The sequence below is a fragment of the Microbacterium sp. Soil_C_42 genome (assembly GCF_057656735.1).
Genome location: NZ_JBDGJU010000001.1, coordinates 68335 through 94648 on the forward strand (window position 1 = coordinate 68335; position 26314 = coordinate 94648).

Here is a 26314-nt window from a genome sequence, read left to right on the forward strand (position 1 = left end):
CCCGCCGGACGCACCGGTGCGGCGCCGCACGTTCCGACGCGATCGCTCACCGTCCCCGCCCGCCCCGCCCCGCCCCCCGCGCACACGTGCCGCGCGAAGTCCGGACTTCGCAGCACATGAGCCCTGTCTGCCCGCGATTCCAGGACTGCAGCCTCCAGCACGAGCGAATGCACTCAGGCGCTGGCGTCGACCGTCCTGCGAAGTCCGGACTTCGCAGTGTGTTGACGCAGGCGGGCTGCGGAACCCGGACCGCAGCCCGGCGACCGTCTACGGCGCCGAGAGCTCCTCCGCGGCCGCGGCGACGCGGCGCTCGCGGGTGTCGGGGCGCTTCGCCTTGGTCACGCCCCGCACGAGTTCCTTGCGCCGGGTGAACGTCAGCGCGTCGAACGCGGCCCGCGCGCCCGCGGCCTCGAGGGCGGCGGCCAGATCGGCGGGAACCTCGACCTCGCGCTCGACGGTGTCGAGGTCGATCGTGGCGTCGACCTCGTCGCCGATGTCGACGCCCAGCTCGGCACGCACGGCCTTCGAGAAGCCGATGAGGTTTCGCCCGTCCATCACGCCGAGACGCACCCGCGCCGTGCGCCCGCCGATCCCGACGACGACGGCGGCCCGCTTGCCACCGCCGAGCTCGGCGACCTGCTCGTCGGTCAGTTCGATGGCGGTGGCCGGGCCCATCGGCGCGAGCACGGTGTGGATCTGCAGCGTCATGGGCCCCATCCTCGCGGGCGCGGGCGCACCCGCGGGACCCCGCACCGCCGGTTCTTCGCCGCAGGCTAAAGTTCGCCCGTGACCTCCCCCGCGCTCCAGCGCCGCCTCGGGCTCGGCGACGCCGTGTTCATCGGCCTCGGCTCGATGGTCGGGGCGGGCGTCTTCGCCGTATGGGCGCCGGCAGCGGATGCCGCGGGCACGGGTCTGCTCATCGGCCTCGCGATCGCCGCCATCGTCGCGTTCGGCAACGCGACCTCGTCCGCGCAGCTGGCCGCCGCCTACCCGACGTCGGGCGGAACGTACGCCTACGGGCGCGCGGAGCTGGGCCCCTGGTGGGGGTTCGTCGCGGGCTGGGGCTTCGTCATCGGCAAGATCGCGAGCTGCGCGGCGATGGCGCTGACCTTCGCCGCCTACGCCGCGCCCACGGGATGGGAGCGCCCCGTCGCCATCGCGGCCGTCGTGGCGCTCACCGCCGTCAATTGGTTCGGCGTCACCCGCACCGCCGGCGCCGCGCGCGTCATCGTCGTGATCTCGCTCGGCGCGCTGGCCGCGGCTGTCACCGCCGCCTTCTCGGCGGGCTCCACCCCGGACTGGTTCACGGCCGGGACGGTATGGGCGGGCGGCGGGTACGGCATCCTGCAGTCCGCCGGTCTGCTGTTCTTCGCGTTCGCCGGGTACGCGCGCATCGCCACGATGGGCGAGGAGGTGCGCGATCCGCGCCGCGTGATCCCGCGGGCGATCGTGATCGCCTTCCTCGTCGCGCTCGCGGTGTACGCCGCGGTCGCGGTCGCGGTGCTGAGCGCACTGGGTCCCGACGCCGTCTCCGCGTCGACCGCGCCGGTCGCCGACGCCGCCGCGCGGTCGGGCTGGGCGTGGATCGACGTCGTGGTGCGCATCGGCGCCGCGGCCGCCTCGCTCGGCGCGCTGCTCGCACTCATCGCCGGAGTGAGCCGCACCGCGTTCGCGATGTCGCGCGAGCGGGATCTGCCCGGCTTCCTCGACGCCGTGCACCCGCGCTGGCATGTGCCGCACCGCGCCGAACTTGCGACGGCCGTCGTCGTGGTGATGCTCGTGGCCTTCGTCGACCTCCGCGGTGCGATCGGCTTCTCGTCGTTCGGGGTGCTGCTGTACTACTTCGTCGCCAATGTCGCCGCCTTCCGCCAGCGCGGCGATGCGCGGCGGTACCCGGTCGTGCTGCAGGTCATCGGGGCGATCGGATGCCTCGTCCTCGCGGTCACGCTGCCGTGGCAGTCCGTCGTGGCCGGCGCGGTCGTCGTCGCGGTCGGGGTGGCGTACCGGGCCCTGCGTCTGCGTCGCCGGATCACTCCCCCGGTGTGAGGCCGGAACCCCGCGGTGCCGGACGAGGCAGCTCCGCGGGAAGCCCGGCACTCCACCTCCCAGCCGTCGGCGTGCCCGGCCGCGAGGGAGGCCCGCCACAGGATGCGGCAGTGCTCCCGCGCGGACTCCGCGTCGAGACCCGGTGGACGCTAACCGAGCGGCTTGACCTCGAGGGCGCCTGCGGATGTGCCGGCGGACACCGTCGCGAAGGCCGTGTACCCGTCGGATGCGGCCCGCTCGAGGAGCGCCTTGAGGTTCTTGGTCCGCTGCTCGAGACGCACACGCGACCCCTGACGCACCAGCCCGGCCTTGAGCGCGAGGAGCTCCCCCTCGGAGACGTCGCGGTCGTAGACGAGGACGACGGCCGGGGCCGCAGCATCCGTCCGCTCCGCCACGAGGTCGACGATCCGCTCGAAGCCGATCGAGAACCCGACGGCGGGCACGTCCTGACCGAGGAAGCGGCCGATCATGCCGTCGTAGCGGCCACCGCCGCCGAGGGAGTAGTCGACCGAGGGGTGCGCGAGCTCGAAGATCGTGCCGGTGTAGTAGCCCATCCCCCGCACGAGGAAGGGGTCGAACACGAGCGGGATCTCGCCCTCGAGCTCGGTCTGCGAGCCGCGGGCAGCCGCCACCGCCGCGCCGATGCCGACGAGGTGCGCGACGATCTCGTCGGGCGCGCCCTCGGGCACCGCCTTGCGGATCTGCCGCTCGCCGTACGGGTTGTGCTCGAGGGTCATCGGGCGGCGCAGGAACGCCGCGAACGCATCGACCGCGTCCGCGGTCGCGCCGCGCTCGCGCAGCTCGCCCACGATGCCGTCGGGGCCGAGCTTGTCGAGCTTGTCGATGGTGATGAGCACGCCCGGGCGCTGCGCGGTGTCGAACCCGAAGCTGTCGAGCATCCAGTCGAGCACGCGGCGGTCGTTGATGCGGATGCTGCCGCCCTCGAGCCCGAGCGCATCGAGCGTGTCCAGCGTGGCCACCGCGAGCTCGGCCTCGGCGCGCGCGGACGCGTCGCCGATGATGTCGATGTCGCACTGCACGAACTGGCGATAGCGGCCCTTCTGGGGGCGCTCGGCGCGCCACACCGGCGCGATCTGGATCGAGCGGAACACCGACGGCAGCTGGCCGCGGTTCGTCGCGTAGAACCGTGCCAGCGGAACGGTCAGGTCGTAGCGAAGGCCGAGGTCGGTGAGGGCGGCCGGGTCGTCGGCCGCGTCACGGATCGCGTCGCCGTCGAGACCGCGCTTGAGCACGTTGTAGGCGAGCTTCTCGTTGTCGCCGCCGATGCCGGCGTGCAGCCGCGAGTACTCCTCCATGACGGGCGTCTCGATCTCGTCGAACCCGTGCGCGCGGTAGCGCTCACGGATCACGGCGAGCACGCTCTCGCGGCGGGCCTTTTCAGCGGGGAGGAAGTCGCGCATGCCGCGCGGCGGATTGACGGATGCCACGCACCTATCTTTCCAGGTCCTCCGGGGTGCCTTCGGCGGACCGTATGTCGCGCTCGAGACCGCGCAGGCGCTCGCGCAGAGCCCGCTCGGCGTCCCAGCCGTGGGCCCGGGCGGTCGCGACGAGCGCGAGGAGCGCGTCGCCGAGCTCCGCCTCCGTCGCGGATTCCTCGACGCCGGTCCCGCGAGAGTGCACCTGGTCGCCGAGAGGTGGGGAACCAACCGCATTCTCGTCGACGAGCTGTACTCTCGCGGTTTCGACGCCCACCTGGGCGGCCTTCGACAGGAGCTTCTGGGCGAGTGCGAGGCTCGGCATCCGTTCGCTCACGCCGTCGAGGACCGACCGACGCTGGTGCTTCTCCGCGGCCTTCGCGGCGTTCCAGTGGACGAGCACCTCCTCCGGCGTCGTCGCGACGGCGTCGCCGAAGACATGTGGATGCCGGCGCACCATCTTGTCGGTGAGCCCGCGGGCGACGTCGTCGATGTCGAAGGGGTCGTCCTCGTCGCGCGCGGCGATCTCGGAGTGGAACAGCACCTGCCACAGCAGGTCGCCGAGCTCTTCGCGCAGCTCGTCCCGCGAGCCGTCCTCGACCGCGTCGATCAGCTCGGCGCTCTCCTCGACGAGGTAGGGCACGAGGGCACGGTGGTCGATCTGCTGCGTCCAGACGCAGCGGTCGCGCACGGCGCGCATGACGTCAGCCGCCTCGCGGAGAGGGTCGGAGGCCCCCGGCGAAGGGGGTGCGGTCACGTCGTCACGGATGCTGCCGCCGTCCGGCGTCGATAGTGCCATGCCCGCCACGATACGAGCCCTGCGGCCAGGAGGAGCGAAATCACGGAACCTGCGAGCACTCCGAGCGTCGCCTGGTCGCGCAGCGCCGCCTCGTCGGAGAACGCGAGCTCGGAGAGCAGGAGGGACACCGTGAACCCGATGCCGCCGAGGGCGCCGGCGGCCAGCAGGTCCGCGAAGGCGAGGGGCGGTGCACTCCCGCGAAGCCCGATGCGCAGCGAGATCCACCCGAACAGCGAGATGCCGACGATCTTGCCGACCGGCAGTGCGACGAGCACCCCCCAGAATGCGGGCGACAGCTCGGACAGCGGCACCGACGGGATCGGCACGAGCGCGGCGGAGAACGCGAACACCGGGAGCACGATGACGTTGACCCACGGCTCGAGCTCATGCCGCACGCGCAGCGCCGGGCGCTGGGCCATCGCGAGCCCGAGCGCCACGCCGGCGATGGTGGCGTGCACACCCGAGAGGTATACGAGCACCCAGGTGGTGATCGCCAGCAGCGCCAGGACGATGGCGATCGGCACGCGGCCACGGGTGTCGAGCTGTCTGCTCAGGATGCCGAACCCGACGACCGCGACCGCCGCCCCGGCGAGCGCCGCGACGTTCACCCCGGTCGTGAAGAGGACCGCGATGAAGACGATGCCGACGATGTCGTCGAGGATCGCGAGCGCGAGCAGGAACACCCGCAGGGCCGACGGCAGGCCGCGGCCGAACACCGCGAGCACTCCGAGCGCGAACGCGATGTCGGTCGCGGTCGGGATGGGCCAGCCTGCCGACGCGTCCGATCCCCACGCCATCGCGGCGTAGATCGCGATCGGGATCAGCACGCCCCCGGCGGCGGCGATCGCGGGCTGGATGGCCTTGCGCGCCGAGTTGAGCTGGCCTGCGGTGAGCTCGTACTGCAGTTCGACCGCGACGACGAAGAAGAAGACCGCGAGCAGTCCGTCCTTGATCCAGTGGGACAGGCTGAGCTCGAACACGCCCGGGATGCCGAGGTGCGCGTGCATCGCGTCGTCGACGGCGGGGCCCCACGCCGAGTTGGCGACGAACAGGCCGAGGGCCGCCGCGAGGAGCAGGACGATCGCGGGGAAACGGGCGGAGCGGAGAAGCGACATCTGGCCTCCGGGAGGGGATCGCGGGTCGACGAGGACGTGCCGACCAGACTTCCCGGCGCTCCACGGTCCAGTGTAGCGAGCGGGTTCGCGGCACCGCCGAGCGACGGCCCCGGCCGATCGTCACACAGCGTCCACCGTCACTTCGGGGAAACACCGCGCCGTTAGCCTGGAGAGATGCGTGAACTCACCCACACCGAAGCGATCGACCTCGTCGGGCGGTACGAGGCGGAGCAGGCGATCCCCGAGCAGATGCGCGGCGACGTCCGCATGCTCGGGACGCTCCTCGGTCAGGTGCTGCGCGAGAGCGGTTCGCCCGGACTGTACGAGGATGTCGAACGCCTGCGCACCGCGACGATCCAGGCGTACACCGACGAGACGCCGGAGGCCTTCGCTCGCGCCGCCGCCATCGCCGACTCGTTCACGATCGCCCGCGCCGACGAGGTCGCGCGGGCGTTCACCGCGTACTTCCACCTCGTGAACCTCGCCGAGGAGCACCAGCGCGTGCGGGTGCTGCGCGAACGCGACGGGCGCCCCGACCGCGAGCAGGCGACCGACTCGGTCGCCGCCGCGTTCGTGCGCCTGGCCGCCGAGGTCGGCGACGACACCGCCCTGAAGCGCCTGCAGAGCATGCGGTTCCACCCGGTGTTCACGGCGCACCCGACCGAGGCCCGCCGCCGTGCGGTGTCGACCAGCATCCGCCGCCTGGCGACCCTTCTCGAGGAGCACGACGCGTCGCTGCGCGGCGGCGCCGACGAGCGCCGCGCCGAGCGTCGCATGCTCGAGGAGATCGACACCCTGTGGCGCACCGCGCCGCTGCGGCCCGAGAAGCCCGCCCCCACCGACGAGGTGCGCGCGGTCATGGCCGTATTCGACGACACGCTCTACACGGCGGTCCCCCACGTGTACCGCCGCGTCGACGACGCCCTGCAGGGCCCCGCCGCCGGCGGACGCGCGCCGGTCGTGCGCCCGTTCGTGCGCGTCGGTTCGTGGGTCGGCGGCGACCGTGACGGGAACCCGTTCGTGACGGCATCCGTCACCCGCAAGGCCTCCGCGATCGCGAGCGAGCACGTGCTCATCGGCCTGGCGCGCACGACCAGCCGCATCGGCCGCACGATGACGCTCGACGCGTCGACCACGCCGCCCAGCGATGCCCTCCTCGCGCTGTGGCAGCGTCTCAAGGCCGCCGACGAGGACGCCGCGAAGGACATCGCCAAGCGCTCCCCCGACGAGCCGCACCGCCGCATCCTGCTGCTGATCGCCCGCAAGATCGAGGCGACCCGCGCACGCAACGCCGACCTCGCGTACCGCGACCCCGAGCACCTGCTGGCCGACCTCCGCGTCGTGCAGGACTCGCTCGTGCAGGCCGGGGCGCCGCGTCAGGCCTACGGCCACTTGCAGCAGCTGCTGTGGCAGGTCGAGACGTACGGCTTCCATCTCACCGAGCTCGAAGTGCGCCAGCACTCGGCCGTGCACGCCAAGGTGCTCGCCGAACTGGAGTCGGGTGCACCGCGCAGCGAGCTCGCCGAAGAGGTGCTCGACGTCGTGCGCACGGTCGGGTTCCTGCAGGAGCGCTACGGTCCGCGTGCCGCCGGCCGGTACATCGTGTCGTTCACCCAGTCCGCGCAGGATCTGGCGAACGTCCACAGGCTGGCCGCCTACGCGGTCGGCCCCGACGGCACGCCGCCCGTGCTGGATGTCATCCCACTGTTCGAGACGTTCGCTGACCTGCAGGCCGCGCCCCGCATCCTCGCCGAGATCGTCGAGCATCCCGAATTCGCCGCCCGCCTGGAGGCCACCGGGCGTCGCCTCGAGGTCATGCTCGGCTACTCGGACTCCTCGAAGGACGTCGGCCCCGTCGCCGCCAACCTCGCGCTGTACGAGGCGCAGGCGAAGATCGCCGCGTGGGCTGACGAGAACGGCATCGAGCTCACCCTCTTCCACGGTCGCGGCGGCGCCCTCGGGCGCGGCGGCGGCCCCGCGAACTCTGCGATCATGGCGCAGCCGCCGCACTCCGTCGACGGCCGGTTCAAGCTCACCGAGCAGGGCGAGGTCATCTTCGCCCGTTACGGCGACCCCGCGATCGCGATGCGCCACATCGACCAGGTCGCCGCGGCGATCCTGCTCGCGTCGTCGCCCTCGAACGAGGAGCGCAACCGCGCCGCGGCGTCGACGTACGCCGACGTGGCCGCCACGATGGACGCGGCTTCGCGCGAGCGCTTCTTCTCCCTCGTGAAGGCCCCCGGGTTCGCGCCGTGGTTCGCCCGCGTGACACCGATGGAGGAGATCGGCCTGCTCGCTCTCGGCTCCCGGCCGGCCCGCCGCGGCCTGTCGGTGGAGTCCCTCGAAGATCTCCGTGCCATTCCGTGGGTGTTCGCGTGGACGCAGGCGCGCATCAACCTCGCGGGCTGGTTCGGTCTGGGCACCGCGCTGGAAGCCGTCGGCGACGAGCCGCTGCTGCAGCGTGCCTACCAGGAGTGGCCGCTGTTCCGGACGCTCATCGACAACGTCGCCATGAGCCTCGCCAAGACCGACGACCGCATCGCGCTGCACTACCTCGAGCTGGGCGACCGCGACGACCTCGCGGCGCTCGTGCGCGACGAGATGCACCTCACGCGCGACTGGGTGATCCGCATCACCGGCGGGACCGAGCTGCTCGGCAACAAGCCCGTGCTGCAGCGTGCCGTCAAGATGCGCAGCCCCTACGTCGACGCGCTCTCGCTGCTCCAGCTGCGGGCGCTGCGGGCGCTCCGGGAGACTCCCGAGGGCGCGCCGGTCGATCCCGAGCTGCAGCGCCTGCTGCTGCTGTCGGTCTCGGGTGTCGCGGCTGGACTGCAGAACACCGGCTGACCCGCACCGCGCCGCGCGTCGTAACCGGGATCGCCGGGAGCCCGGCGTACCGTGGCGCCCATGGCACGGATCGTCGTCGCCGAAGTCTGCCCCTGGTGCGGGTCGCTCGATGTGCGGGCGAGCGAACCGAGGTGGTTCCGGATCGAGTGGGAGCGTCGGGGCCACCTCGACGACGGCTCGGTCGACCGCCTCGAGTTCTGCTGCCGCGACTGCGGCCTCGCCTGGGACTGATGTCGGAGATTCACGGATGCTGCGGCCCGCAGCATCCGTTCCTCTCGTCGTCCGCGCGGGCGGGCGTCACTCCACGCGGCGGTCGTCGGCGTGGCGGGCGAGGCTGCGGCCGTAGCGCTCGGTGAGCTGCACCATGAGGTCGGGCGTCTCGCGGTCGAGGCCGAAGACGTAGCCGGGGAAGTCGAGCTCGCGCTGGGCGGCCCAGATCTCCTCATGACGGTCGGGTGGCAGGATCTGCACCGGGTCGCCGACGGCCACCCATCCGATCGGCACGGTCGATTCGGCGGGGAGCGCCGTGCGCAGGTGCACGACGGCGTTGATGCGCACCTCGCTGCGCGCGCCGATGTGCGCGCCGTTGAACACGCGCGTGCCCGTCGCGAGGAACACCTCCTCTTCGACGACCGCGCCCGAGACACTCGCCATGGGGCCGACCAGCACGTGGTCGGCGATGTGCACCGGGTTGGTCGCGGTGGCACGGATGAGCGCGTTCTCCATCACGATGACGTTCGCGCCGAGGGTGATGGCACCGCCCTCGGCCGTGATCACCGCGCCGTGCAGGATCTGGCAGTCGGCGCCGATCTCGACGTCGCCGCTGATCACCGCGGTCGCCGCCACGACCGCGTCGGGGTGGATGCGGGGCTGTGCCCCGAGGTGCTCGAACCGCATCGTTCCTGCCTCCCGCCTTCGTGGATGGGGCAAGCGTAGCCCGCCGTCACACGTCCGATGGACGCCGCGACCGTGGATAGGGTGAAGGAGCGCCACCCCCGCGCACCGCTCCACCTCGAAAGCTCCACCATGCCCTCTGCGCCCTCGACCGCGTCCGCCACCGAATCCCTCACCTCGGCGGAATCCATCCGGCTCGTCCTCGACACCGTCGAGGCCCGCAACCCGAACGAGCCCGAGTTCCTGCAGGCCGTGCACGAGGTGCTCGAGTCGATCTCGCCGGTGCTCGAAGCGCACCCGGAGTTCGTCGACGGCGGCATCCTGGAGCGTCTCGTCGAGCCCGAGCGCCAGATCCTGTTCCGCGTGCCGTGGGTCGACGATGCCGGCCGCCTGCAGGTCAACCGCGGCTTCCGCGTGCAGTTCTCGTCGGTGCTCGGCCCGTACAAGGGCGGCCTGCGCTTCCACCCGTCGGTGAACCTCTCGATCATCAAGTTCCTGGGCTTCGAGCAGATCTTCAAGAACGCGCTCACCGGCCAGGGCATCGGCGGGGCCAAGGGCGGCAGCGACTTCGACCCCCACGGCCGCTCGAACGCCGAGATCATGCGCTTCTGCCAGTCGTTCATGAACGAGCTCTACCGCCACCTCGGCGAGCACACCGACGTGCCCGCCGGCGACATCGGCGTGGGAGCCCGCGAGATCGGCTACCTGTTCGGCCAGTACCGCAAGGTCACCAACCGCCACGAGTCGGGCATGTTCACCGGCAAGGGCGTGCAGTGGGGCGGCGCCGAGGTGCGCACCGAGGCGACCGGCTACGGCGCCGTGTTCTTCGTCGAGGAGATGCTCGGCGTCCACGGCGAGACGCTGCACGGCAAGCGCGTGGGCATCTCGGGATCAGGCAACGTCGCGATCTACGCCATCGACAAGGCCCGCCAGCTCGGCGCGACGGCGGTCACGGCATCCGACTCCTCCGGCTACGTCGTCGACGACGCCGGCATCGACGTCGACCTCCTCCGCCAGATCAAGGAGGTCGAGCGCGCCCGCATCTCGGAGTACGCGGCACGACGGCCGGGCGCACGGTACGTCGAAGGCGCACGCCCATGGGAGGTGCCGGTCGACGTCGCGATCCCCTCGGCGACGCAGAACGAGCTCGACGCCGACGACGCGCGCGCGCTCATCGCGAACGGCGTGCGCGCCGTCGCGGAAGGCGCCAACATGCCCTCGACCCCCGAGGCGATCGAGCTCTTCCAGTCCGCCGGCGTGCTGTTCGGTCCGGGCAAGGCCGCGAACGCGGGCGGGGTGGCGACTTCCGCGCTCGAGATGAGCCAGAACGCCGCCCGTCAGCGGTGGAGCTTCGATGACAGCGAGGCGAAGCTGCGCGGGATCATGGCCGACGTGCACGACGCCGCGTTCCAGGCCGCCGAGCGCTACGGGCGCCCGGGCGACTACGTCGTCGGCGCCAACTCCGCGGGCTTCGAGCGCGTCGCGCACGCGATGCTCGCGCAGGGCGTCATCTGACGCTTCTGCCTCCCGCTGCGATCAGGGGATCTGACGAGCGCAGGACGATCGCACGCGATTCACCCTGACTCCACCAGCTCTCCTGACGTCGAGAACGACGACGTCAGGCGTTCGCTGCGGGCCGGGCCGCGGCATCCGTCTCCGCCTTCTTCTCGGGCCACAGCTGCTCGATGAGCTGCGCGACCCACGCGATGAGCTCGTCGTCGCCGAGCGGCTCGCCGCCCGCCGACGGCAGCGGCACGACCATCGCCTCTCCCCCGGCGACGAGCTTCGCCTTGGGGTGCAGGCGCTGCAGGCGCACGCGCATCGAGTCGGGCAGGTTCGCCGGGGCGATGCGCAGGTTCGGGCCCATCGCGACGACGTCCGCGAGGCCTGCCTGCCCGGCGCGGCGGCGCAGGCGCGCGACGGCGAGCAGCCCTTCGACCTCTGACGGCGGCTCGCCGTAGCGGTCGGTGAGCTCCTCGATGACGAGGTCGATCGCGTCGGCGTGGGCGGTGACGGATGCCGCGGCCGAGAGCTTCTGATACGCCTCGAGGCGCAGCCGCTCGCTGTCGATGTAGGAATCGGGGATGCGCGCCTGCACGGGCAGTTCGAGCCGCAGCTCGGTCGGCCCCTCGGTCTCATCCCCGCGGAACGTCGCGACCGCCTCGCCGATCATACGGAGGTACAGGTCGAAGCCCACGCCGGCGATGTGGCCGGCCTGCTCGGCGCCGAGGAGGTTGCCCGCGCCGCGGAGCTCGAGGTCCTTCAGCGCCACCTGCATGCCCGAGCCGAGGTCGTTGTTGACGGCGATCGTCTCGAGCCGGTCGGCCGCGGTCTCGCTGAGCGGTTTCGTGTCGTCGTAGAGGAAGTACGCGTACGCACGCTCGCGCGCGCGGCCGACGCGACCGCGCAGCTGGTGAAGCTGGCTGAGGCCGTACTTGTCGGCACGGTCGATGATGATCGTGTTCGCGTTCGAGATGTCGAGGCCGGTCTCGACGATCGTGGTGCAGACGAGCACGTCGGAGCGCCGCTCCCAGAACGCGTCGACGACCTCCTCGAGCGCGTGCTCCCCCATCTGCCCGTGCGCCACCGCGATGCGCGCTTCGGGAACGAGCTCGGCGAGCTCGGCCGCGACGCGCTGGATCGACTGCACGCGGTTGTGCACGTAGAACACCTGGCCCTCGCGCAGCAGCTCGCGGCGGATCGCCGCGGCGATCTGCTTGTCGTTGCGGGGACCGACGTACGACAGGATCGGATGCCGGTCCTCCGGCGGCGTCTGCAGCGTCGACATCTCGCGGATGCCGGTGACCGCCATCTCGAGGGTGCGCGGGATCGGCGTCGCGCTCATCGCCAGGATGTCGACGTTGGTCTTGAGCTTCTTCAGCTGGTCCTTGTGCTCGACGCCGAACCGCTGCTCCTCGTCGATGATCATCAGGCCCAGGTCCTTGAAGATCACCTTCTCGGTGAGGATGCGGTGGGTGCCGATGACCATGTCGACGGTGCCGTCGGTGAGCCCCGCGAGCACTTCTCGCGCCTGTTTGTCGGTCTGGAAGCGCGAGAGCGCCTTGACCTTCACCGGGAAGCCCGCGAAGCGCTCGGTGAACGTCTCGAGGTGCTGCTTGACCAGAAGCGTCGTCGGCACCAGCATCGCGACCTGCTTGCCGTCCTGGATCGCCTTGAACGCGGCACGGACCGCCACCTCGGTCTTGCCGAAGCCGACATCGCCCGACAGCAGCCGGTCCATCGGGATCGGCTTCTCCATGTCTGCCTTGATCTCGTCGATCGTCTGCAGCTGGTCGGGTGTCTCCGCGAACGGGAACGCCTCTTCGAGCTCGCGCTGCCACGGGGTGTCGGGCCCGAACGCGTGCCCCTTCGAGGCCATCCGCGCCGAGTAGAGCTTGACGAGCTCGACGGCGATGTCGCGCACCGCACGGCGGGCCTTGCTCTTCGCCTGTGCCCAGTCACTGCCGCCCATCTTCGACAGCGCAGGCGCCTCGCCGCCGATGTAGCGCGACAGCAGATCGAGCTGATCTGTGGGCACGAAGAGCTTGTCGCCCGGATAGCCGCGCTTGGAGGGCGCGTACTCGAGCACGAGGTACTCCCGCACGCTCTTCACCGCGTTGCGTCCGCCGCTGGACACCTCGCGCTGCGTGAGCTCGACGAACTTGCCGATGCCGTGCGTCGCGTGCACCACGTAGTCGCCCGCCTTCAGCTGCAGCGGGTCGACGACGGCCTTGCGCCGCGACGCGAGCTTCTTGACGACGCGGTTGTCGCCGCCGATCGTGCGGCCGTAGAACTCGGACTCGGTGAGCACGGCGAGCTTCGCGTCGGGGACCTCGAAGCCGCGCTCGAGCACGCTCACGACCACGTGCGCGACGCCGGGCTCGGGAGCGTGCGGCACCTCGTCGACCTTGCGCGCCGCGATGCCGCGCTCAGCGAGCACGTCACGGGCGCGCTCGACGAGTCCGGCTCCGGATGCTGCCACCACGACCCGCCAGCCGTCGGCGAGCAGTGCGCCCACGTGATCGGTGGCGCCCTCGACGTTGCCCTGGAACGAGGGCACGGCCGAACCGGGAACCCGGATGGCCGCTGCAGCCTCGAGGGCGACGTCGATGTCGTCGTCGATGAGACCCTCCGCGGCGGCATCCGCGTGTCCGGAGTCGAACGCGCTGAGCGTCCACCAGACACCGCTGCGATCGCGGGCCGCCTCGCGGAGCTCGGGAAGGGTCAGGAAGTCTCCGGCGCCCAGGTCGATCGGCGTGCTCGCGCCCGCGGTCGCCGCACTCCATGCCGCTTCGAGGAACTCGCGGTTCGTCTCTCCGAGGGTGATCGCGCGGGTCACGGCGCGCTCTGGATCCACCAAAGCGACCGCGGAGCCCTCGGGCAGGTAGTCGACGAGGGTGACGAGGCGGTCGACGACGGCGGGCAGCAGCGACTCCATGCCCTCGACCGGGATGCCCTCCGACATCTTCTCGAGCATGCCCGCAAGGCCGGGGAACTCGTGCTTGAGCTGGCGGGCACGGCCGCGCACGGCATCCGTCAGCAGCAGCTCGCGGCTGGGCAGAAGAGTGACCGCGCGCACCTCGCCGGGAAGCGACCGCTGGTCCGCGACCGAGAACGCCCTCATCTCGTCGACCTCGTCGCCGAAGAACTCGACGCGGTACGGGTGCGGCGCGGTCGGCGGGAAGACGTCGAGGATGCCGCCGCGCACGGCGAACTCGCCACGGCGAGACACCATGTCGACGCGGTGGTATGCCAGTTCGACGAGACGCGTGGACACGTCGCCGAGGTCGTGGCCACGGCCGCCCACCACGAGTTCGACGGGGTCCACCTCGGTGAGTCCGGCAGCGAGCGGCTGGATCGCACCGCGTACCGACGCCGTGATGACCAGCGGCGTGGCGGCATCCCAGCGCTTGATGCGCGTGAGGATGTCCAGGCGCGCACCGACCGTCTCGGCACTCGGGCTGAGGCGCTCGTGCGGCAGCGTCTCCCACGCGGGGAAATGCAGCACCTCGGCACCGGGCAGCAGCGCGCCCAGCGCGGGACCGAGAGACTCGGCTCGGCGCCCGGTCGGTGCGACCAGCAGCACGATCGGCGGCTTGCCCGCGGCACGGCGACGCTCGAGCAGAGCCGCGAGGAGAGGGGCGTCGAGTCCTTCGACGAGCGAGAAGTCGGCATCGACGGATGCCGCGGCCAGCGCGTCCCGGAAAGGCCCAGCCTGTTCGAGGGCGCGCACGATCCCGGGAACTGTCACCGCACGAGTCTACGACCCGCCGCGGACACCGGGATCCGCCGCGGGGCGGCCCCGCTCCTAGGATGAGGCTGTGAGCCAGCCCGACGCACCCCAGAACCCGCCCGCTCAGCCCGGCGGCTGGGCACCGCCCGGAGCGGCGCCGTTCGGGACGCCGGCGAGCGAAGCCCCCGTCCCCGGGCATCCGGGCGCCGCGGCGGCGAACCCGCAGGGCTGGGCGACTCCCCCGGCAGGCGCGTACGCGCCGCCACCCGGCTACGTGCCGCCGGCGGGCTATCCGGTGGGGGCGGCACCATCCGTCATCGCGTACGGTGCTCCCGCTCCTGTGAAGCGCAGCCGCGCACTCGGGATCGTCGCGCTCGCCCTCGCACTCGTCGCCACGATCGGCGCGAGCCTGTCGGCCGCGATCGCGAGCTTCAACATCGGGCTCGGCGCCGGCCGCGAGATCTCGTCACGGCCCTTCACCGGCGACTTCGACTGGGCCGTCCTGACGCCCGTGCGCGACTGGGTGCTGATGGGCGAGGTCTCGTTCTGGGTCGGCACCGCGATCGGCGTGTGGGCTCTCGTGCAGGGGATCATCGCGGTCGTCAAGGGACGCGGCCGGGGCGCCGGCATCGCGGCGGTCGTCATCGCCGCCCTCGGCCCGATCGCCTTCGGCGCCGTGGTGCAGGGCTTCCTCACCGCGGGCCTCGCCGCCGGGACCGGCATCAGCGGCTGACGCGGCCCGATACCCGGAGCGACAGCATCCACGCGCGTCCTGCTCCTCATCTGAGGACGCGAGCCGAAATGCGGAGCGAAACGCCTCGGTCGGCCCTCATCTCAGCAATCACCCTCAACTGAGGAGCGGAAGACCTGAGGCTCCTCGCGCGACGGTGCGCGCGGCGCGGGATCAGACGCGGGGGGCGTGGTGCTTCTGCTGGGTGGCGAGCAGTCCCTCGGCCACGAGCTGCTCGACCGCGTCGGCCGCGTCGCCGACGAGGATCGGAAGGTTCTTGCGCTCCGTGGCGCCGAACGGGTCGAGCACCCAGTCAGCGGCGTCCTGGCGGCCGGGAGGGCGGCCGATGCCGACGCGCACGCGCGGGAACTCCGGCGTGTCGAGCGCCTTGGCCACGTCCCGCACGCCGTTGTGACCGCCGTGGCCGCCGCCGATCTTCAGCTTGATCGTGTCGAACGGGATGTCGAGCTCGTCGTGCACGACCACGACGTGGTCGGCATCGATGCCGTAGAACTTCGCGAGCCCCGCGACCGGTCCGCCCGAGACGTTCATGAAGGTGTTGGGCTTGGCGAGGATGATCTTGGGTCCGCCGGGGCGCAGCCACGTCTCGACGACACGGGCGTTCGTCTTGTGCGCCTTGAATGACTCGCTGCGCCGGCCGGCGAGCTCGTCGACGACGAGCTGCCCCACGTTGTGGCGCGTGAGCTCGTAGCGGGGGCCGGGGTTGCCGAGCCCCACGATCAGCCACGTGTCTGCCATGTCATCCATCCTGCCCGAGCCCGCGCCACGTCGTCGGCGCAGACCCCTCGTGAGACGCAGCGAGGGGGTGCGGCATCCGCACCCCCTCGCCGGAAAGCGATCCGATCGCTCGGCGTCCGATTACTCGGCGGCGGCCTCCGCTGCCCCCTCCGACGCCTCCGACTGCTCGGCGGCGAGCTCGGCGTCGGCCTCGGCGATCTCCTCCTCGGCGGCGAGTGCCGCAGCCGGGACCGAGATGGCGACGATGAGCAGCTCGGGGTCGGCGACGAGGACCGAGCCCTTCGGCAGCTTCAGGTCGGCCGCGGTGATGTGCGTGCCGTCCTCGAGGCCCTCGACGTCGACCTCGATGTTCTCGGGGATGTGCGTCGCCTCGGCCTGCACCGTGACGGTCGTGTTGTCGAGGTTCGCGATGGTGCCGGGGGCGGACTCGCCCACGACCACGATCGGCACCTCGATCTCGACCTTCTCGCCCTTCTTCACCACGAGGAGGTCGATGTGCTCGATGATCTGGTGCACCGGGTCCTTCTGGACGTCCTTGACGAGCGTCAGCTGCGAGGTGCCGTCGAGGTCGAGCTCGAGCACCGCGTTGGCGCGGCGGATGAGCAGCGAGACCTGGTGGCCCGGAAGGGCGACGTGCACGGGGTCGGTGCCGTGGCCGTAGATGACGGCGGGGATCTTGCCGGCAGCGCGGAGGCGGCGGGCGAAGCCCTTGCCGAAGCTCTCGCGGAACTCGGCGTGGACCTTGGTGTCGGGCTCGGTCGACATGGTGTTCTCCTTGCGGGCGCGGGGCCCATTTCTGCGGCGGCACATGGCCGTTCCGAATCGGCCTGCGCGGTGGCGGGCCCGGGTATCAGGGATGTCTTCGACTCGAACGCACGCGCGTGAGGAAAGCCCGGGAGGCCGGCATCACCGCGTCGATCACGGATGCCGCAGCCCGCCGCTCGACAGGCGCGAGGCATCCCTCGCCGAAGTTCGGACAAGAGTCTACCAGCGCCCCCGCTACGATGAGGAACGCACCTGCTTCCCGCTCACACGGAGGACCCCATGGACTACGGCTTCGCTAGCCACGCTCTGCTCTGGCTCATCGGCGCCATGGCCGCCGTCGGCGCTCTCGGCACGGTGCTCGCCTTCTGGAGCCTCGGCCGCCAGGGCTACCGCAAGGACTGACTCCGCCGCCCGGGTCCTGAGCGCTCACGCTCCTCGGGCGTCCCCGCGAGTTTCGGCCCCGACGACCTCGTCCATCGCGGCATCGGATTCACGGACGATCCGCGACATCGCCTCGAACGCCGCCTCCGCCTCGCCGCTCGCGACCGCGAACGCGACGTCGCGATGCCAGCGCACCGCATCGGGGTTCGCCTCGTGCGGCATCAGCGCGTGACGCGTGCGGCCTTCGAGAACCGCCTGCACCACTCCCCCGAGCCCCCCGAGCATCGGGTTTCCGGACGCTCTCAGCAGCGTGCGATGGAACCGCACGTCGGCGTCGAGGTACTCGGCCTCCGCCGCCTGCTGGTCATGACGCGCCATGCCCAGCGCCGCCGCCACGAGTTCCTGGCGCTGCGCATCGGTCGCATGGGCAGCCGCGAGCCGCGCCGCGAGCGGTTCGATCGCGCCGCGCAGCTCGCCCAGCTCGTGCAGCTGGCGCGCGCGCCCGGGCCCGTCGAGGCGCCACGCGATGATCTCAGGGGCGTAGACGTTCCACTGCTCCACCGGCAGCACCTCGATGCCCGCCTTGCGGCGCACCTGGACGAGACCGAGGGATTCGAGGACCCTGACCGCCTCACGCGCCGCCGACCGTGAGGCGCCCGAGGACTCCGCGAGCTCCGTGGTCAGCAGACGCGATCCCGCGGGATGCTCGCCGTGCACGATCGCGGCGCCGAGCCGCTCGACGAGGGCGTCGTGAACGGGACTGCCGTGGGGCGTGTCGGCCATGGTCCGATTGTGCCGCACCGACTTCGTGTCGTCCGACATTCGAGCCTCGTCGAATTTTTATGTCGTACATATTGATACTTGACGAAAATCACGTCAGACTAAACGGCATCCTCGGGTCAAAGACCGACCCCGTTTCGATCAAGGACGCTCATGGTTCTCTCCGGATTCCTCTCCCTGCCGGCCGCCGCGGCCGAAGCGACCCCCGTCGGCCCGCCGTGGCAGCTGCTGACCGCCGCCGTCATCGGCATCGCGATCATCGTGGTGCTGATCACTTGGCTGAAGGTGCACCCGTTCCTCGCCCTGATGATGGGCGCCATCGCCACCGGGATCATCGCCGGGTTCGAACCCGGCAAGACGATCGTCAGCTTCACGACGGGCTTCGGCGCGACGATGGGCGGCGTCGGCATCCTCATCGCCCTCGGCGCCATCTACGGCAAGCTGCTGGCCGACTCCGGCGGTGCCGACCGCATCGTCGACACCCTCGTCGCCCGCGCCACGCCTCGGAGCCTCCCCTGGATCATGGGCTTCATCGGCGCCATCATCGGCCTGCCGATGTTCTTCGAGGTCGGCCTCGTCCTGCTCGTCCCGGTCATCATCCTGGTCGCGCGTCGTTCGGGCCTGCCCCTCATGAAGATCGCGATCCCGGCGCTCGCGGGCCTGTCCGCGATGCACGGCCTCGTGCCGCCGCATCCCGGCCCGCTCGCCGCGATCGACATCCTCGGCGCCAACCTCGGCATCACCCTCGCCCTGGGCGTGCTGGTCGCCATCCCCGCGGTGATCGTGGCGGGCCCCCTGTTCTCGGGCCTCGCCGCCCGCTGGGTACGCGTTCCCGTGCCCGATCTGTTCGTCACCGCGGAGGACGAGGGCGAGCAGCAGACGCGGCGCCCGTCGTTCGCCGCCACCCTCGCCAGCATCCTGCTGCCCGTCGTGCTCATGCTCGCCCGCGCGATCGCCGACATCATCGCGCCCGGCTCGACCGCTCCGGCCAAGGCCGTCGTCGACTTCCTCGGCACACCCGCGGTCGCGCTCCTCATCGCCGTCATCGTCGGATTCTTCGTGCTCGGCGGCGGAGCCGGATTCGGCCGCGCCGAGATCGCGAAGTCGGTGGGCTCGTCGCTCGGCCCGATCGCCGGCATCCTGCTGATCGTCGGCGCCGGCGGCGGGTTCAAGCAGGTGCTCGTCGACACCGGCATCGGCGACGTCATCGCCAACCTCATCGCCGAGTCGGGTCTGTCGATCCTGTTCCTCGCCTGGCTGGTGGCCGCAGTGATCCGCGTCGCGACCGGATCCGCCACGGTCGCCACGATCACCGCGGCCGGCATCCTCCAGCCGCTCACGGTGGGCCTCGACCCGGCGATGTCGGCACTCCTCGTGCTCGCCATCGGCTCGGGATCGGTCTTCCTCTCGCACGTCAACGACGCGGGCTTCTGGCTGATCAAGGAGTACTTCGGTCTCAGCATCACGCAGACGCTCAAGAGCTGGACGGTTCTCGAGTGCCTCATCTCGGTCGTCGGACTTCTCGGCGTCCTCGCCGTCAGCGTGTTCGTATGAGCGGCGAAGGGAGAAATCGGATGCTGTCAGCCTCGCCCATCCTCGTCCTCATGGGTCCGTCCGGCACCGGCAAGTCCACCGTCGGGGCCATGCTCTCGGGCAGGCTCGGATGGCCGTTCCAAGAGGGCGACGATCTCCATCCGGCTGCCAACGTCGAGAAGATGCGACGCGGTCACGCACTCACCGACGCGGACCGGATCCCGTGGCTGGAGCTCGTCGCGGCGTGGATCGACGAGCGCCGCGCGGCAGGCGAGCCCGGCATCGTGACCTGCTCGGCGCTCAAGCGCAGCTATCGCGACATCCTCCGCCGCGACAACGTCACGTTCGTGAACTTCACGGGAGACGCGGCGGTCGTGCGCGACCGCATGATGCGCAGGCAGGGGCACTTCATGCCCCCGGCGCTGCTCGACTCCCAGTTCGCGACGCTCGAGGCCCCCGGGCCCGACGAGCAGGCGATCGACGTCGACATCGCGCTGTCCCCCGAGGACCAGGCGGCGCTCGTCGCCTCGGCCCTGCGGCTCGAAGGTTCATGACGCTCCGGCGGAGACCGACAACGCTCCCGGGCTAGGCTCGTCACGTCAGCCGCGAGCCGCCCCGCCCGAGACCCCACGCTCACAACCGGCCGCCTCGCGGCGTGAGCAGCCGGCCATGTCGTGTAACACGAACAGGCCAGACTTTAGGCTGAATAGCAACGACGACAGGAGCTCGAGAGTGTCCGAGAACGCAGCGAACATCGGTGTGGTGGGTCTTGCGGTGATGGGGTCGAACCTCGCCCGCAACCTCGCCAGCCGCGAGGGCAACACGGTCGCGGTGTACAACCGCAGCCGGTCCAAGACCGACGAGCTGACCGCGGCGCACCCCGAGGCCGAGTTCGTCCCCGCGTTCTCGTACGAGGAGTTCGCCGCGTCGCTGCAGAAGCCGCGCGCCGCGATCATCATGGTCAAGGCCGGCCGCCCCACCGACGCGGTCATCGATGCGCTGGTCGAGGTGTTCGAGCCCGGCGACATCATCGTCGACGGCGGCAACGCCCTGTTCACCGACACCATCCGCCGCGAGAAGGCGGTCCGCGAGACCGGCATCAACTTCGTCGGCGCCGGCATCTCCGGCGGCGAGGAGGGCGCGCTCAACGGCCCCTCGATCATGCCCGGCGGCTCGGACGAGTCGTGGGTCACCCTCGGCCCGATCCTCAAGTCGATCGCCGCCGTCGCCGAGGGCGAGCCGTGCGTCACGCACGTCGGCCACGACGGCGCCGGCCACTTCGTCAAGATGGTGCACAACGGCATCGAGTACGCCGACATGCAGCTCATCGCCGAGGCGTACGACCTGATCCGCCGCGGCACCGGCAAGAGCCCCGCTGAGATCGCCGAGGTCTTCGCCGAGTGGAACCAGGGCGAGCTCGAGTCGTACCTCATCGAGATCACCGCCGAGGTGCTCCGCCAGACAGACGCCGCCACCGGCCAGCCGCTGGTGGACGTCATTCTCGACCAGGCCGGTGCCAAGGGCACCGGCGCCTGGACCGTGCAGACCGCGCTGTCGCTGGGCGTGCCGGTCTCGGGCATCGCCGAGGCCACCTTCGCCCGCTCGCTGTCGTCGCACCCCGAGCAGCGCGAGGTCTCGCGCGACCTTCCGGGTCCCGAGGAGGGTCTGAAGGTCGACGACGCCGACGCGTTCATCGAGGACGTGCGTCTCGCCCTGTACGCATCGAAGATCGTCGCGTACTCGCAGGGCTTCGACGAGATCCGCGCCGGTGCCGCGGAGTACGACTGGACCATCGACCTCGGCGCCGTGTCGAAGATCTGGCGTGCCGGCTGCATCATCCGCGCCCAGTTCCTCAACCGCATCGCCGACGCCTACGACGCCCAGCCCGAGCTGCCCGTGCTGCTCACCGCGCCGTACTTCGTCGAGGCCCTCGGCCGCGCGCAGGGCGCGTGGCGCCGGATCGTGTCGGCCGCCGCGGGCGCCGGCATCCCCGCCCCCGCGTTCTCGTCGTCGCTGTCGTATTACGACGGCCTGCGCGCCGAGCGCCTGCCCGCCGCCCTCATCCAGGGCCAGCGCGACTTCTTCGGCGCCCACACCTACAAGCGCATCGACAAGGACGGCACCTTCCACACCCTGTGGTCCGGCGACCGCACCGAGATCGAAGCCGAAGACACCCACTGACGCCTCGCGCGAACGTCCGAGGGCGGATCCCCACGCGGGGATCCGCCCTCGGCGTTTCAGCCCGTGCCGGTTCGACCGGGGTGGGCGGACCGGTCAGCCGGTTTGGCCGTTCGGGCCGGGCTTGACGTTGTGGTTGCGGCAGAACACGTTGCCCGGATCCCACTCGCGCTTGACCGCGGCAAGCCGGGCCATGGTCGCCGGCGGGTACATCCGCTCCGCGAACGTGGCGTCGGTCGAGACGGTGAAGTTGCCGTACACGCCGGCCCCCTTCGCCTCTATCGCATCCCACTCCTCGACGACCTGCGCGCGGGTCGCGTCGTCGAGCATGCCCGGCACGTCGAACGCGCCGGCCATCGCGAACCATGTCGCGTCGCGAGCGGGGAACGCCGAGTCGTCCTGCGAGACGTCGCCGTACGCCCCGCCCAGCGAACGCATGAACGCGACGGATGCGGGGTGCTGCTCGCGGAACGACACGAGCTCCTCGATCGTCTCGTCGTCGAGCACCGGCAGCAGGGTGTTGCCGCCGACGAAGCCGGGTATCGGCTGCTCGGGGTCGAACTCGGGGGCCTCGAGCAGCACGTCGGGATACTCCTGCACCCCGAACTCGCGCTCGGTCACGCCGGGCGCGCCCGCGAGCGGCGCCAGCGCGCGGCGCGCGGTCTCTTCGTCGGTGCCGATCCACACCGCGGTGATGGAGGCACCCGCGGGCGCACTCGGGTCCATCGCCGGCACATCCATGTACGTGACGGTGAGGTCGCGCGGGGCATCGGTCATCAGGTCGCGCAGCACGCGGATGACCGGGCGGGCGTCGCCCTCGATGCCGTAGACCGCGTGCACCACTCCGTCGAGGGGGTGCGCCTCGAAGTCGAACCGCGTGACGACACCGAAGTTGCCGCCGCCGCCGCGGAGTGCCCACAGCAGCTCGGGGTGCGAGGCGTCCGTCGCCTCGACCACCTCGCCGCGAGCGGTCACGAGCTGAGCGCCCACGAGCTGGTCGGAAGCCAGGCCCCACGCGCGCACCATCCAGCCGATGCCGCCGCCGAGGGTGAGGCCGCCGACGCCGACCGATGCGGTGTCGCCCGAACTGATCCCCAGCCCGCGCTCGGCGAGCGCGTGTGCGACCGCACCCCACTGCGCTCCGCCGCCGACGTGGACGCGGGTGCCGTCGATCTCGATGTCGTCGAGCGCGGAGATGTCGAGGGTGAGGCCACCGGGCACCCCGCCCCAGGCGCTGTGACCGCCGCCGCGGATCATGATGTCGAGCCGCTCCGCCGTGGCGTAGCGGAGGGCGCCGCGCACGTCGTCGACGGCGGCGGCGCGGATGACGGCGGCGGGCGAGCCGATGCCCGAGTGGAAGCGGCGGGCGGATTCCCATTCGGAATCGCCCGGACGGATGACGGTGCCGACGGCGCCGGCGCTGAGGTCGTCGTTGCTCATGACGGCCAGGCTAGAGGTCGGCGCCGACATCGACCAGGGTTCACCCGGCCGAGTTCTCCGCGGCCGCGGCGGGTGGCCGGACCGGCGTAGGCTCGCCAAGGTGACGAGCATCCTCTACATCGGCGGCACCGGAACCATCAGCGCGGCGTGCGTGCGCCGCTCCGTCGCCCTCGGGCACGACGTCGCGGTGCTGAACCGCGGCGGCGCCCGGCGGCCGCTCCCGCCGGCGGTCGAGCTCATCGAGGCCGACATCCGCGATGCCGCGGCCGTGCGCGCCGCGATCGGCGATCGTCGTTTCGACGTGGTCGCCGAGTTCCTGGCGTTCTCACCCGCGCACATCGCGACCGACCTCGACCTGTTCGAGGGGCGCACCGGCCAGTACGTGTTCATCAGCTCCGCCTCCGCGTACGAGAAGCCGCCGCGCCGGCTGCCGGTGACCGAGTCGACGCCGCTGCGCAACCCGTACTGGCAGTACTCGCGCGACAAGATCGCGTGCGAAGACGTGCTGGTCGCCGCCCATCGCGAGCGCGGTCTGCCCGTGACGATCATCCGCCCGTCCCACACCTACGACGAGCGGCTGCTGCCGACCCTCGGCCACTGGACCGACATCGCGCGCATGCGCGAGGGGCGCCCGGTCATCGTGCACGGCGACGGCACGAGCCTGTGGACCATCACGCACAGCGACGACTTCGCGGTCGCGTTCACGGGTCTGCTCGGCAATCCCGCCGCGATCGGCGAGGCGTTCACGATCACCGGCACGCACGCGCCGAGCTGGAACCAGATCTACGGGTGGCTGGCCGATGCGGCGGGTGTGGCCTCCCCCGACCTCGTGCACGTCGCCTCCGACACGATCGCCGCGTTCGAGCCCGCGCTCGGGCCGACCCTCATCGGCGACAAGGCGCACTCCATGGTCTTCGACGTGTCGAAGGTGCAGCAGCTCGTGCCCGAGTTCCGCACCACGATCACGTTCGACGAGGGGGCTCGACGCATCCTCGCGTACTACGACGCGAACCCCGAGGCGCAGCAGATCGACGAAGGCCGCGACGCGCTCTTCGATCGCATCGCGGCCTTCGTGCGTTCGGCCGACTGAGAGCCGGCCACGCCCTGATCAGCGCGTGATGTCGCGCACCGTGCCCTTGTCGAGCCGCAGGCGGCGCCGGGCGCGTCGCGCGACCGCCGAGTCGTGCGTCACGACGATGAGCGTGAGCCCTTCGTCGTTGAGGGACTGCAGCACCGCGAGGATCTCGTCGCGCATGCTCTCGTCGAGGTTGCCCGTCGGCTCGTCGGCGAGCAGCACGCGCGGTCGCTTGACGATCGCCCGCGCGATCGCGACCCGCTGCTGCTGACCGCCCGACAGCTCGCCGGGGCGGTGGTCGGCGCGCTCGGCGAGCCCGACGTGCGTGAGCGCCTCGGTGACCCGCGCGGTGCGCTCGTCCTTCGACAGCCCCAGCGGCTCGAGCGCCATGTCGACGTTCTCGTGCGCCGTGAGGGTGGGGATGAGGTTGAACCCCTGGAACACGAAGCCGATCTCGTGCGCGCGGATGCGGCCGAGCTCTCGGTTGTTCGCCGTCGCGATGTCGATCTCGCCCAGGTGCACCGAGCCGGTGGTCGGACGGTCGAGCGCGCCGAGCAGCTGCAGCAGCGTCGACTTGCCACCGCCGGTCGGGCCCTGGATCGTGACGAAGTCGCCCGCGTCGATCGTGAGGTCGACGCCGGCGAGGGCCTTCACGACGCGGCCCTTCTGCGTGTAGGTGCGGGTGACGCCTTCGAGGCGGTACTGCGCCTGGGGCGAAGCATCCGCAGCGGCGGCCGGCTCGGTGTCGATCATGGTCATGACGTGCTCTCCCGTCGGTGAGGTGGGTTCGGGTGCGGTGGGGATGGTGTCGGACATCGGATGCCTCAGCCCACCGATCGCAGGGCTTCGGCGGGGCTGAGCCGGGCTGCACGCCAGCCGCCGAATGCGCCGGCGACCAGGCCGCCGAGCACCGCGATCCCGACCGCCGCGACGACGACCCAGAGGGTGATCGGCGCCGACAGCACGATGTCGGTGCCCGCCGACTGCACGACGTCGCCGAACGCACCGCCGCCACCGCCCATCGGGCCACCGCTCTGACCGCCTTCGGGGCCGAAGCTCTGTGCCGCCGGTGCCGTCGAGATCGTCGGCGAGATGAGGTTGATGGCGATGATTCCGGCGAAGCCGATGATGAGGCCGATGACGCCGCCGATCGCGCCCTGCACGACCGACTCCCCCGCCACCTGACCGACTACGCGGCCGTTCGACCAGCCGATGGCCTTGAGCGTGCCGAACTCCCGCGTGCGGCGTGAGACGCCCGAGATCGTGAAGAGCACGGCGAGCACGAGCGCGACGGCGAGCACGATGAGCGAGAGCCACGTGCCGAGGTTCGTGATGAGGGTGGAGGCGCTCGAGAGCGATCCCGACACGGTCGAGGCGAGATCCGCCTGCGAGCTCACGGTGGCGTCGGGCAGCTCCTCCTGGAGCGCCGCCTGCACCGAGGCGATGGCGTCCGATGATTCGGCCTGCACGTAGACGGTGGAGACGACGTCGCCGGCGCCCGAGAGCTCCTGTGCGACGCCCAGCGGGATGTACACGTCGGAGGCGGTGTCGGCCTCGTCCGAGGTCGAGGCGACGATTCCGACGATCTCGAACTCCTGACCGCCCACGTCGATGGTGCCGCCGACGGCGAGGTCCGCCGTCGAGGCGTAGGTCGCGTCGAGCACGGCGACGGACGTGCCCTCATCGGACGACTCGAGGCCACGGCCGTCGGAGACCTCCACGGCAGACAGCGGGCCGACGGCGTCCGCCGACGGGTCGATGCCGAGCACCGTGAACGAGTCGACGCCGAACGAACCGCCGCCGAAGCCGCCGCCCCCGCCCTCGCCCTGCTGCGGGGGCTGGCCCTGCGTGCCCGTGCCGGAGTCCGTCGAGTCGTCGGGACGCTGCGGCAGCTCCCCGGAGAACGTCATGTTGGTGAGGCTGAGGGCTGCGGATGCCGCGGACACGCCCTCGATGCCCGTCACGGTATCGAGGGTCGAGGCGTCGAGCGTCGAGCGCATCGGCTCGGTCACGAGCCGCGACTGGCTGAGCTCGGTGGTGCCGTCGTCGGCGGTCGACCCGCCGTCCTCGCCGAAGTCGAACCGGGCACCGCCCTGGCCCGGCTCCGCCTGTGCACCCGTCACGGTGAGGTCGGTGCCGACGCCGTACACGGACTCGAGCGCCTTCGCCTGCGCGGCGCTCACGCCCGCGGCGAGCGAGTTCACGATCATCACGAGAGCGATCGCGATCGCGAGGCCGGCGGCCACGATGATCGTCTGCTTCTTGCGGCCGGCCAGCTCCCGCCGCAGATAGGTGAAGTACAT

Annotated in this window: 22 protein-coding genes; 10 read left to right on the plus strand and 12 right to left on the minus strand. The window is 71.3% G+C overall.

Annotated features, from left to right (window positions below; all coding sequences use genetic code 11):
* Nucleotides 1–267: 267 nt before the first annotated feature.
* Nucleotides 268–708, minus strand: coding sequence for a YdeI/OmpD-associated family protein (locus AC3A46_RS00360; RefSeq protein ID WP_487663272.1), 441 nt, complete (start codon nucleotides 706–708; stop codon nucleotides 268–270).
* A gap of 78 nt (nucleotides 709–786) precedes the next feature.
* Between AC3A46_RS00360 and AC3A46_RS00365 the strand changes: the two genes are divergently transcribed.
* The gene (locus tag AC3A46_RS00365; protein ID WP_487663273.1) at nucleotides 787–2046 is read left to right on the plus strand and encodes an APC family permease; all 1260 of its coding nucleotides are present in this window, start codon (nucleotides 787–789) and stop codon (nucleotides 2044–2046) included.
* Between the two features lie 149 nt (nucleotides 2047–2195).
* Here AC3A46_RS00365 and hisS read toward each other — a convergent pair whose 3' ends face one another.
* The 3 genes from hisS to nhaA are packed head-to-tail and all read right to left on the minus strand — an operon-like array spanning nucleotide 2196 to nucleotide 5396.
* Entirely contained in the window at nucleotides 2196–3467 is a 1272-nt protein-coding gene (gene hisS / locus AC3A46_RS00370) for a histidine--tRNA ligase (RefSeq protein WP_487663492.1), read from the minus strand.
* Between the two features lie 31 nt (nucleotides 3468–3498).
* On the minus strand, nucleotides 3499–4281 hold the full coding sequence (locus AC3A46_RS00375; RefSeq protein WP_487663274.1) for a nucleoside triphosphate pyrophosphohydrolase: 783 nt from the start codon (nucleotides 4279–4281) through the stop codon (nucleotides 3499–3501).
* Nucleotides 4236–5396, minus strand: coding sequence for a Na+/H+ antiporter NhaA (gene nhaA / locus AC3A46_RS00380; protein WP_487663275.1), 1161 nt, complete (start codon nucleotides 5394–5396; stop codon nucleotides 4236–4238). The genes AC3A46_RS00375 and nhaA overlap by 46 nt, the downstream gene beginning before the upstream one ends.
* A 174-nt stretch (nucleotides 5397–5570) precedes the next feature.
* On the opposite strand from nhaA, the gene AC3A46_RS00385 reads away from it, so the two are divergent.
* Nucleotides 5571–8243, plus strand: a complete 2673-nt coding sequence (locus tag AC3A46_RS00385) for a phosphoenolpyruvate carboxylase (protein ID WP_487663276.1) — start codon at nucleotides 5571–5573, stop codon at nucleotides 8241–8243.
* A 60-nt stretch (nucleotides 8244–8303) separates the two neighbouring features.
* Nucleotides 8304–8474: a hypothetical protein gene (locus AC3A46_RS00390; RefSeq protein WP_157549541.1), complete on the plus strand. Its 171-nt coding sequence runs from the start codon at nucleotides 8304–8306 to the stop codon at nucleotides 8472–8474.
* A 66-nt stretch (nucleotides 8475–8540) separates the two neighbouring features.
* Here the strand turns inward: AC3A46_RS00390 and AC3A46_RS00395 are convergent, their stop codons facing one another.
* The gene (locus AC3A46_RS00395; protein ID WP_487663277.1) at nucleotides 8541–9140 is read right to left on the minus strand and encodes a gamma carbonic anhydrase family protein; all 600 of its coding nucleotides are present in this window, start codon (nucleotides 9138–9140) and stop codon (nucleotides 8541–8543) included.
* Between the two features lie 129 nt (nucleotides 9141–9269).
* On the opposite strand from AC3A46_RS00395, the gene gdhA reads away from it, so the two are divergent.
* A complete protein-coding gene (gene gdhA / locus AC3A46_RS00400; RefSeq protein WP_487663278.1) occupies nucleotides 9270–10652 on the plus strand; it encodes an NADP-specific glutamate dehydrogenase in 1383 nt (460 codons plus the stop codon).
* 103 nt (nucleotides 10653–10755) lie between these two features.
* Here the strand turns inward: gdhA and mfd are convergent, their stop codons facing one another.
* A complete protein-coding gene (gene mfd / locus AC3A46_RS00405) occupies nucleotides 10756–14388 on the minus strand; it encodes a transcription-repair coupling factor (RefSeq protein ID WP_487663279.1) in 3633 nt (1210 codons plus the stop codon).
* Nucleotides 14389–14458: 70 nt separating this feature from the next.
* Here mfd and AC3A46_RS00410 point away from each other — a divergent pair, with 70 nt between their 5' ends.
* Nucleotides 14459–15103, plus strand: coding sequence for a hypothetical protein (locus AC3A46_RS00410; protein WP_487663280.1), 645 nt, complete (start codon nucleotides 14459–14461; stop codon nucleotides 15101–15103).
* A gap of 171 nt (nucleotides 15104–15274) precedes the next feature.
* Here AC3A46_RS00410 and pth read toward each other — a convergent pair whose 3' ends face one another.
* Both pth and AC3A46_RS00420 read right to left on the minus strand, forming a co-directional pair.
* Nucleotides 15275–15859, minus strand: a complete 585-nt coding sequence (gene pth, locus AC3A46_RS00415; protein WP_487663281.1) for an aminoacyl-tRNA hydrolase — start codon at nucleotides 15857–15859, stop codon at nucleotides 15275–15277.
* A gap of 120 nt (nucleotides 15860–15979) precedes the next feature.
* Nucleotides 15980–16624, minus strand: a complete 645-nt coding sequence (locus AC3A46_RS00420; RefSeq protein WP_487663282.1) for a 50S ribosomal protein L25/general stress protein Ctc — start codon at nucleotides 16622–16624, stop codon at nucleotides 15980–15982.
* 279 nt (nucleotides 16625–16903) lie between these two features.
* Here AC3A46_RS00420 and AC3A46_RS00425 point away from each other — a divergent pair, with 279 nt between their 5' ends.
* Nucleotides 16904–17026, plus strand: a complete 123-nt coding sequence (locus tag AC3A46_RS00425; RefSeq protein WP_262927523.1) for a hypothetical protein — start codon at nucleotides 16904–16906, stop codon at nucleotides 17024–17026.
* A 24-nt stretch (nucleotides 17027–17050) separates the two neighbouring features.
* Here the strand turns inward: AC3A46_RS00425 and AC3A46_RS00430 are convergent, their stop codons facing one another.
* Entirely contained in the window at nucleotides 17051–17788 is a 738-nt protein-coding gene (locus AC3A46_RS00430) for a FadR/GntR family transcriptional regulator (protein ID WP_487663283.1), read from the minus strand.
* A 150-nt stretch (nucleotides 17789–17938) separates the two neighbouring features.
* On the opposite strand from AC3A46_RS00430, the gene AC3A46_RS00435 reads away from it, so the two are divergent.
* The 3 genes from AC3A46_RS00435 (at nucleotide 17939) to gndA (ending at nucleotide 21499) form a co-directional block, all read left to right on the plus strand.
* A complete protein-coding gene (locus AC3A46_RS00435; RefSeq protein ID WP_487663284.1) occupies nucleotides 17939–19339 on the plus strand; it encodes a GntP family permease in 1401 nt (466 codons plus the stop codon).
* A gap of 20 nt (nucleotides 19340–19359) precedes the next feature.
* Nucleotides 19360–19872, plus strand: coding sequence for a gluconokinase (locus AC3A46_RS00440; protein ID WP_487663285.1), 513 nt, complete (start codon nucleotides 19360–19362; stop codon nucleotides 19870–19872).
* Between the two features lie 178 nt (nucleotides 19873–20050).
* Nucleotides 20051–21499 (plus strand): NADP-dependent phosphogluconate dehydrogenase, encoded by a 1449-nt coding sequence (gene gndA, locus AC3A46_RS00445; RefSeq protein ID WP_487663286.1) that lies wholly within the window; start codon nucleotides 20051–20053, stop codon nucleotides 21497–21499.
* Nucleotides 21500–21592: 93 nt separating this feature from the next.
* Here gndA and AC3A46_RS00450 read toward each other — a convergent pair whose 3' ends face one another.
* On the minus strand, nucleotides 21593–22936 hold the full coding sequence (locus tag AC3A46_RS00450; RefSeq protein WP_487663287.1) for an FAD-binding oxidoreductase: 1344 nt from the start codon (nucleotides 22934–22936) through the stop codon (nucleotides 21593–21595).
* A gap of 100 nt (nucleotides 22937–23036) precedes the next feature.
* Between AC3A46_RS00450 and AC3A46_RS00455 the strand changes: the two genes are divergently transcribed.
* Nucleotides 23037–24026: an SDR family oxidoreductase gene (locus AC3A46_RS00455; protein WP_487663288.1), complete on the plus strand. Its 990-nt coding sequence runs from the start codon at nucleotides 23037–23039 to the stop codon at nucleotides 24024–24026.
* An 18-nt stretch (nucleotides 24027–24044) separates the two neighbouring features.
* On the opposite strand, the gene AC3A46_RS00460 is transcribed toward AC3A46_RS00455, so the two are convergent.
* On the minus strand, nucleotides 24045–24770 hold the full coding sequence (locus tag AC3A46_RS00460; RefSeq protein WP_487663493.1) for an ABC transporter ATP-binding protein: 726 nt from the start codon (nucleotides 24768–24770) through the stop codon (nucleotides 24045–24047).
* Between the two features lie 65 nt (nucleotides 24771–24835).
* On the minus strand, nucleotides 24836–26314 hold the full coding sequence (locus AC3A46_RS00465) for an ABC transporter permease (protein ID WP_487663289.1): 1479 nt from the start codon (nucleotides 26312–26314) through the stop codon (nucleotides 24836–24838).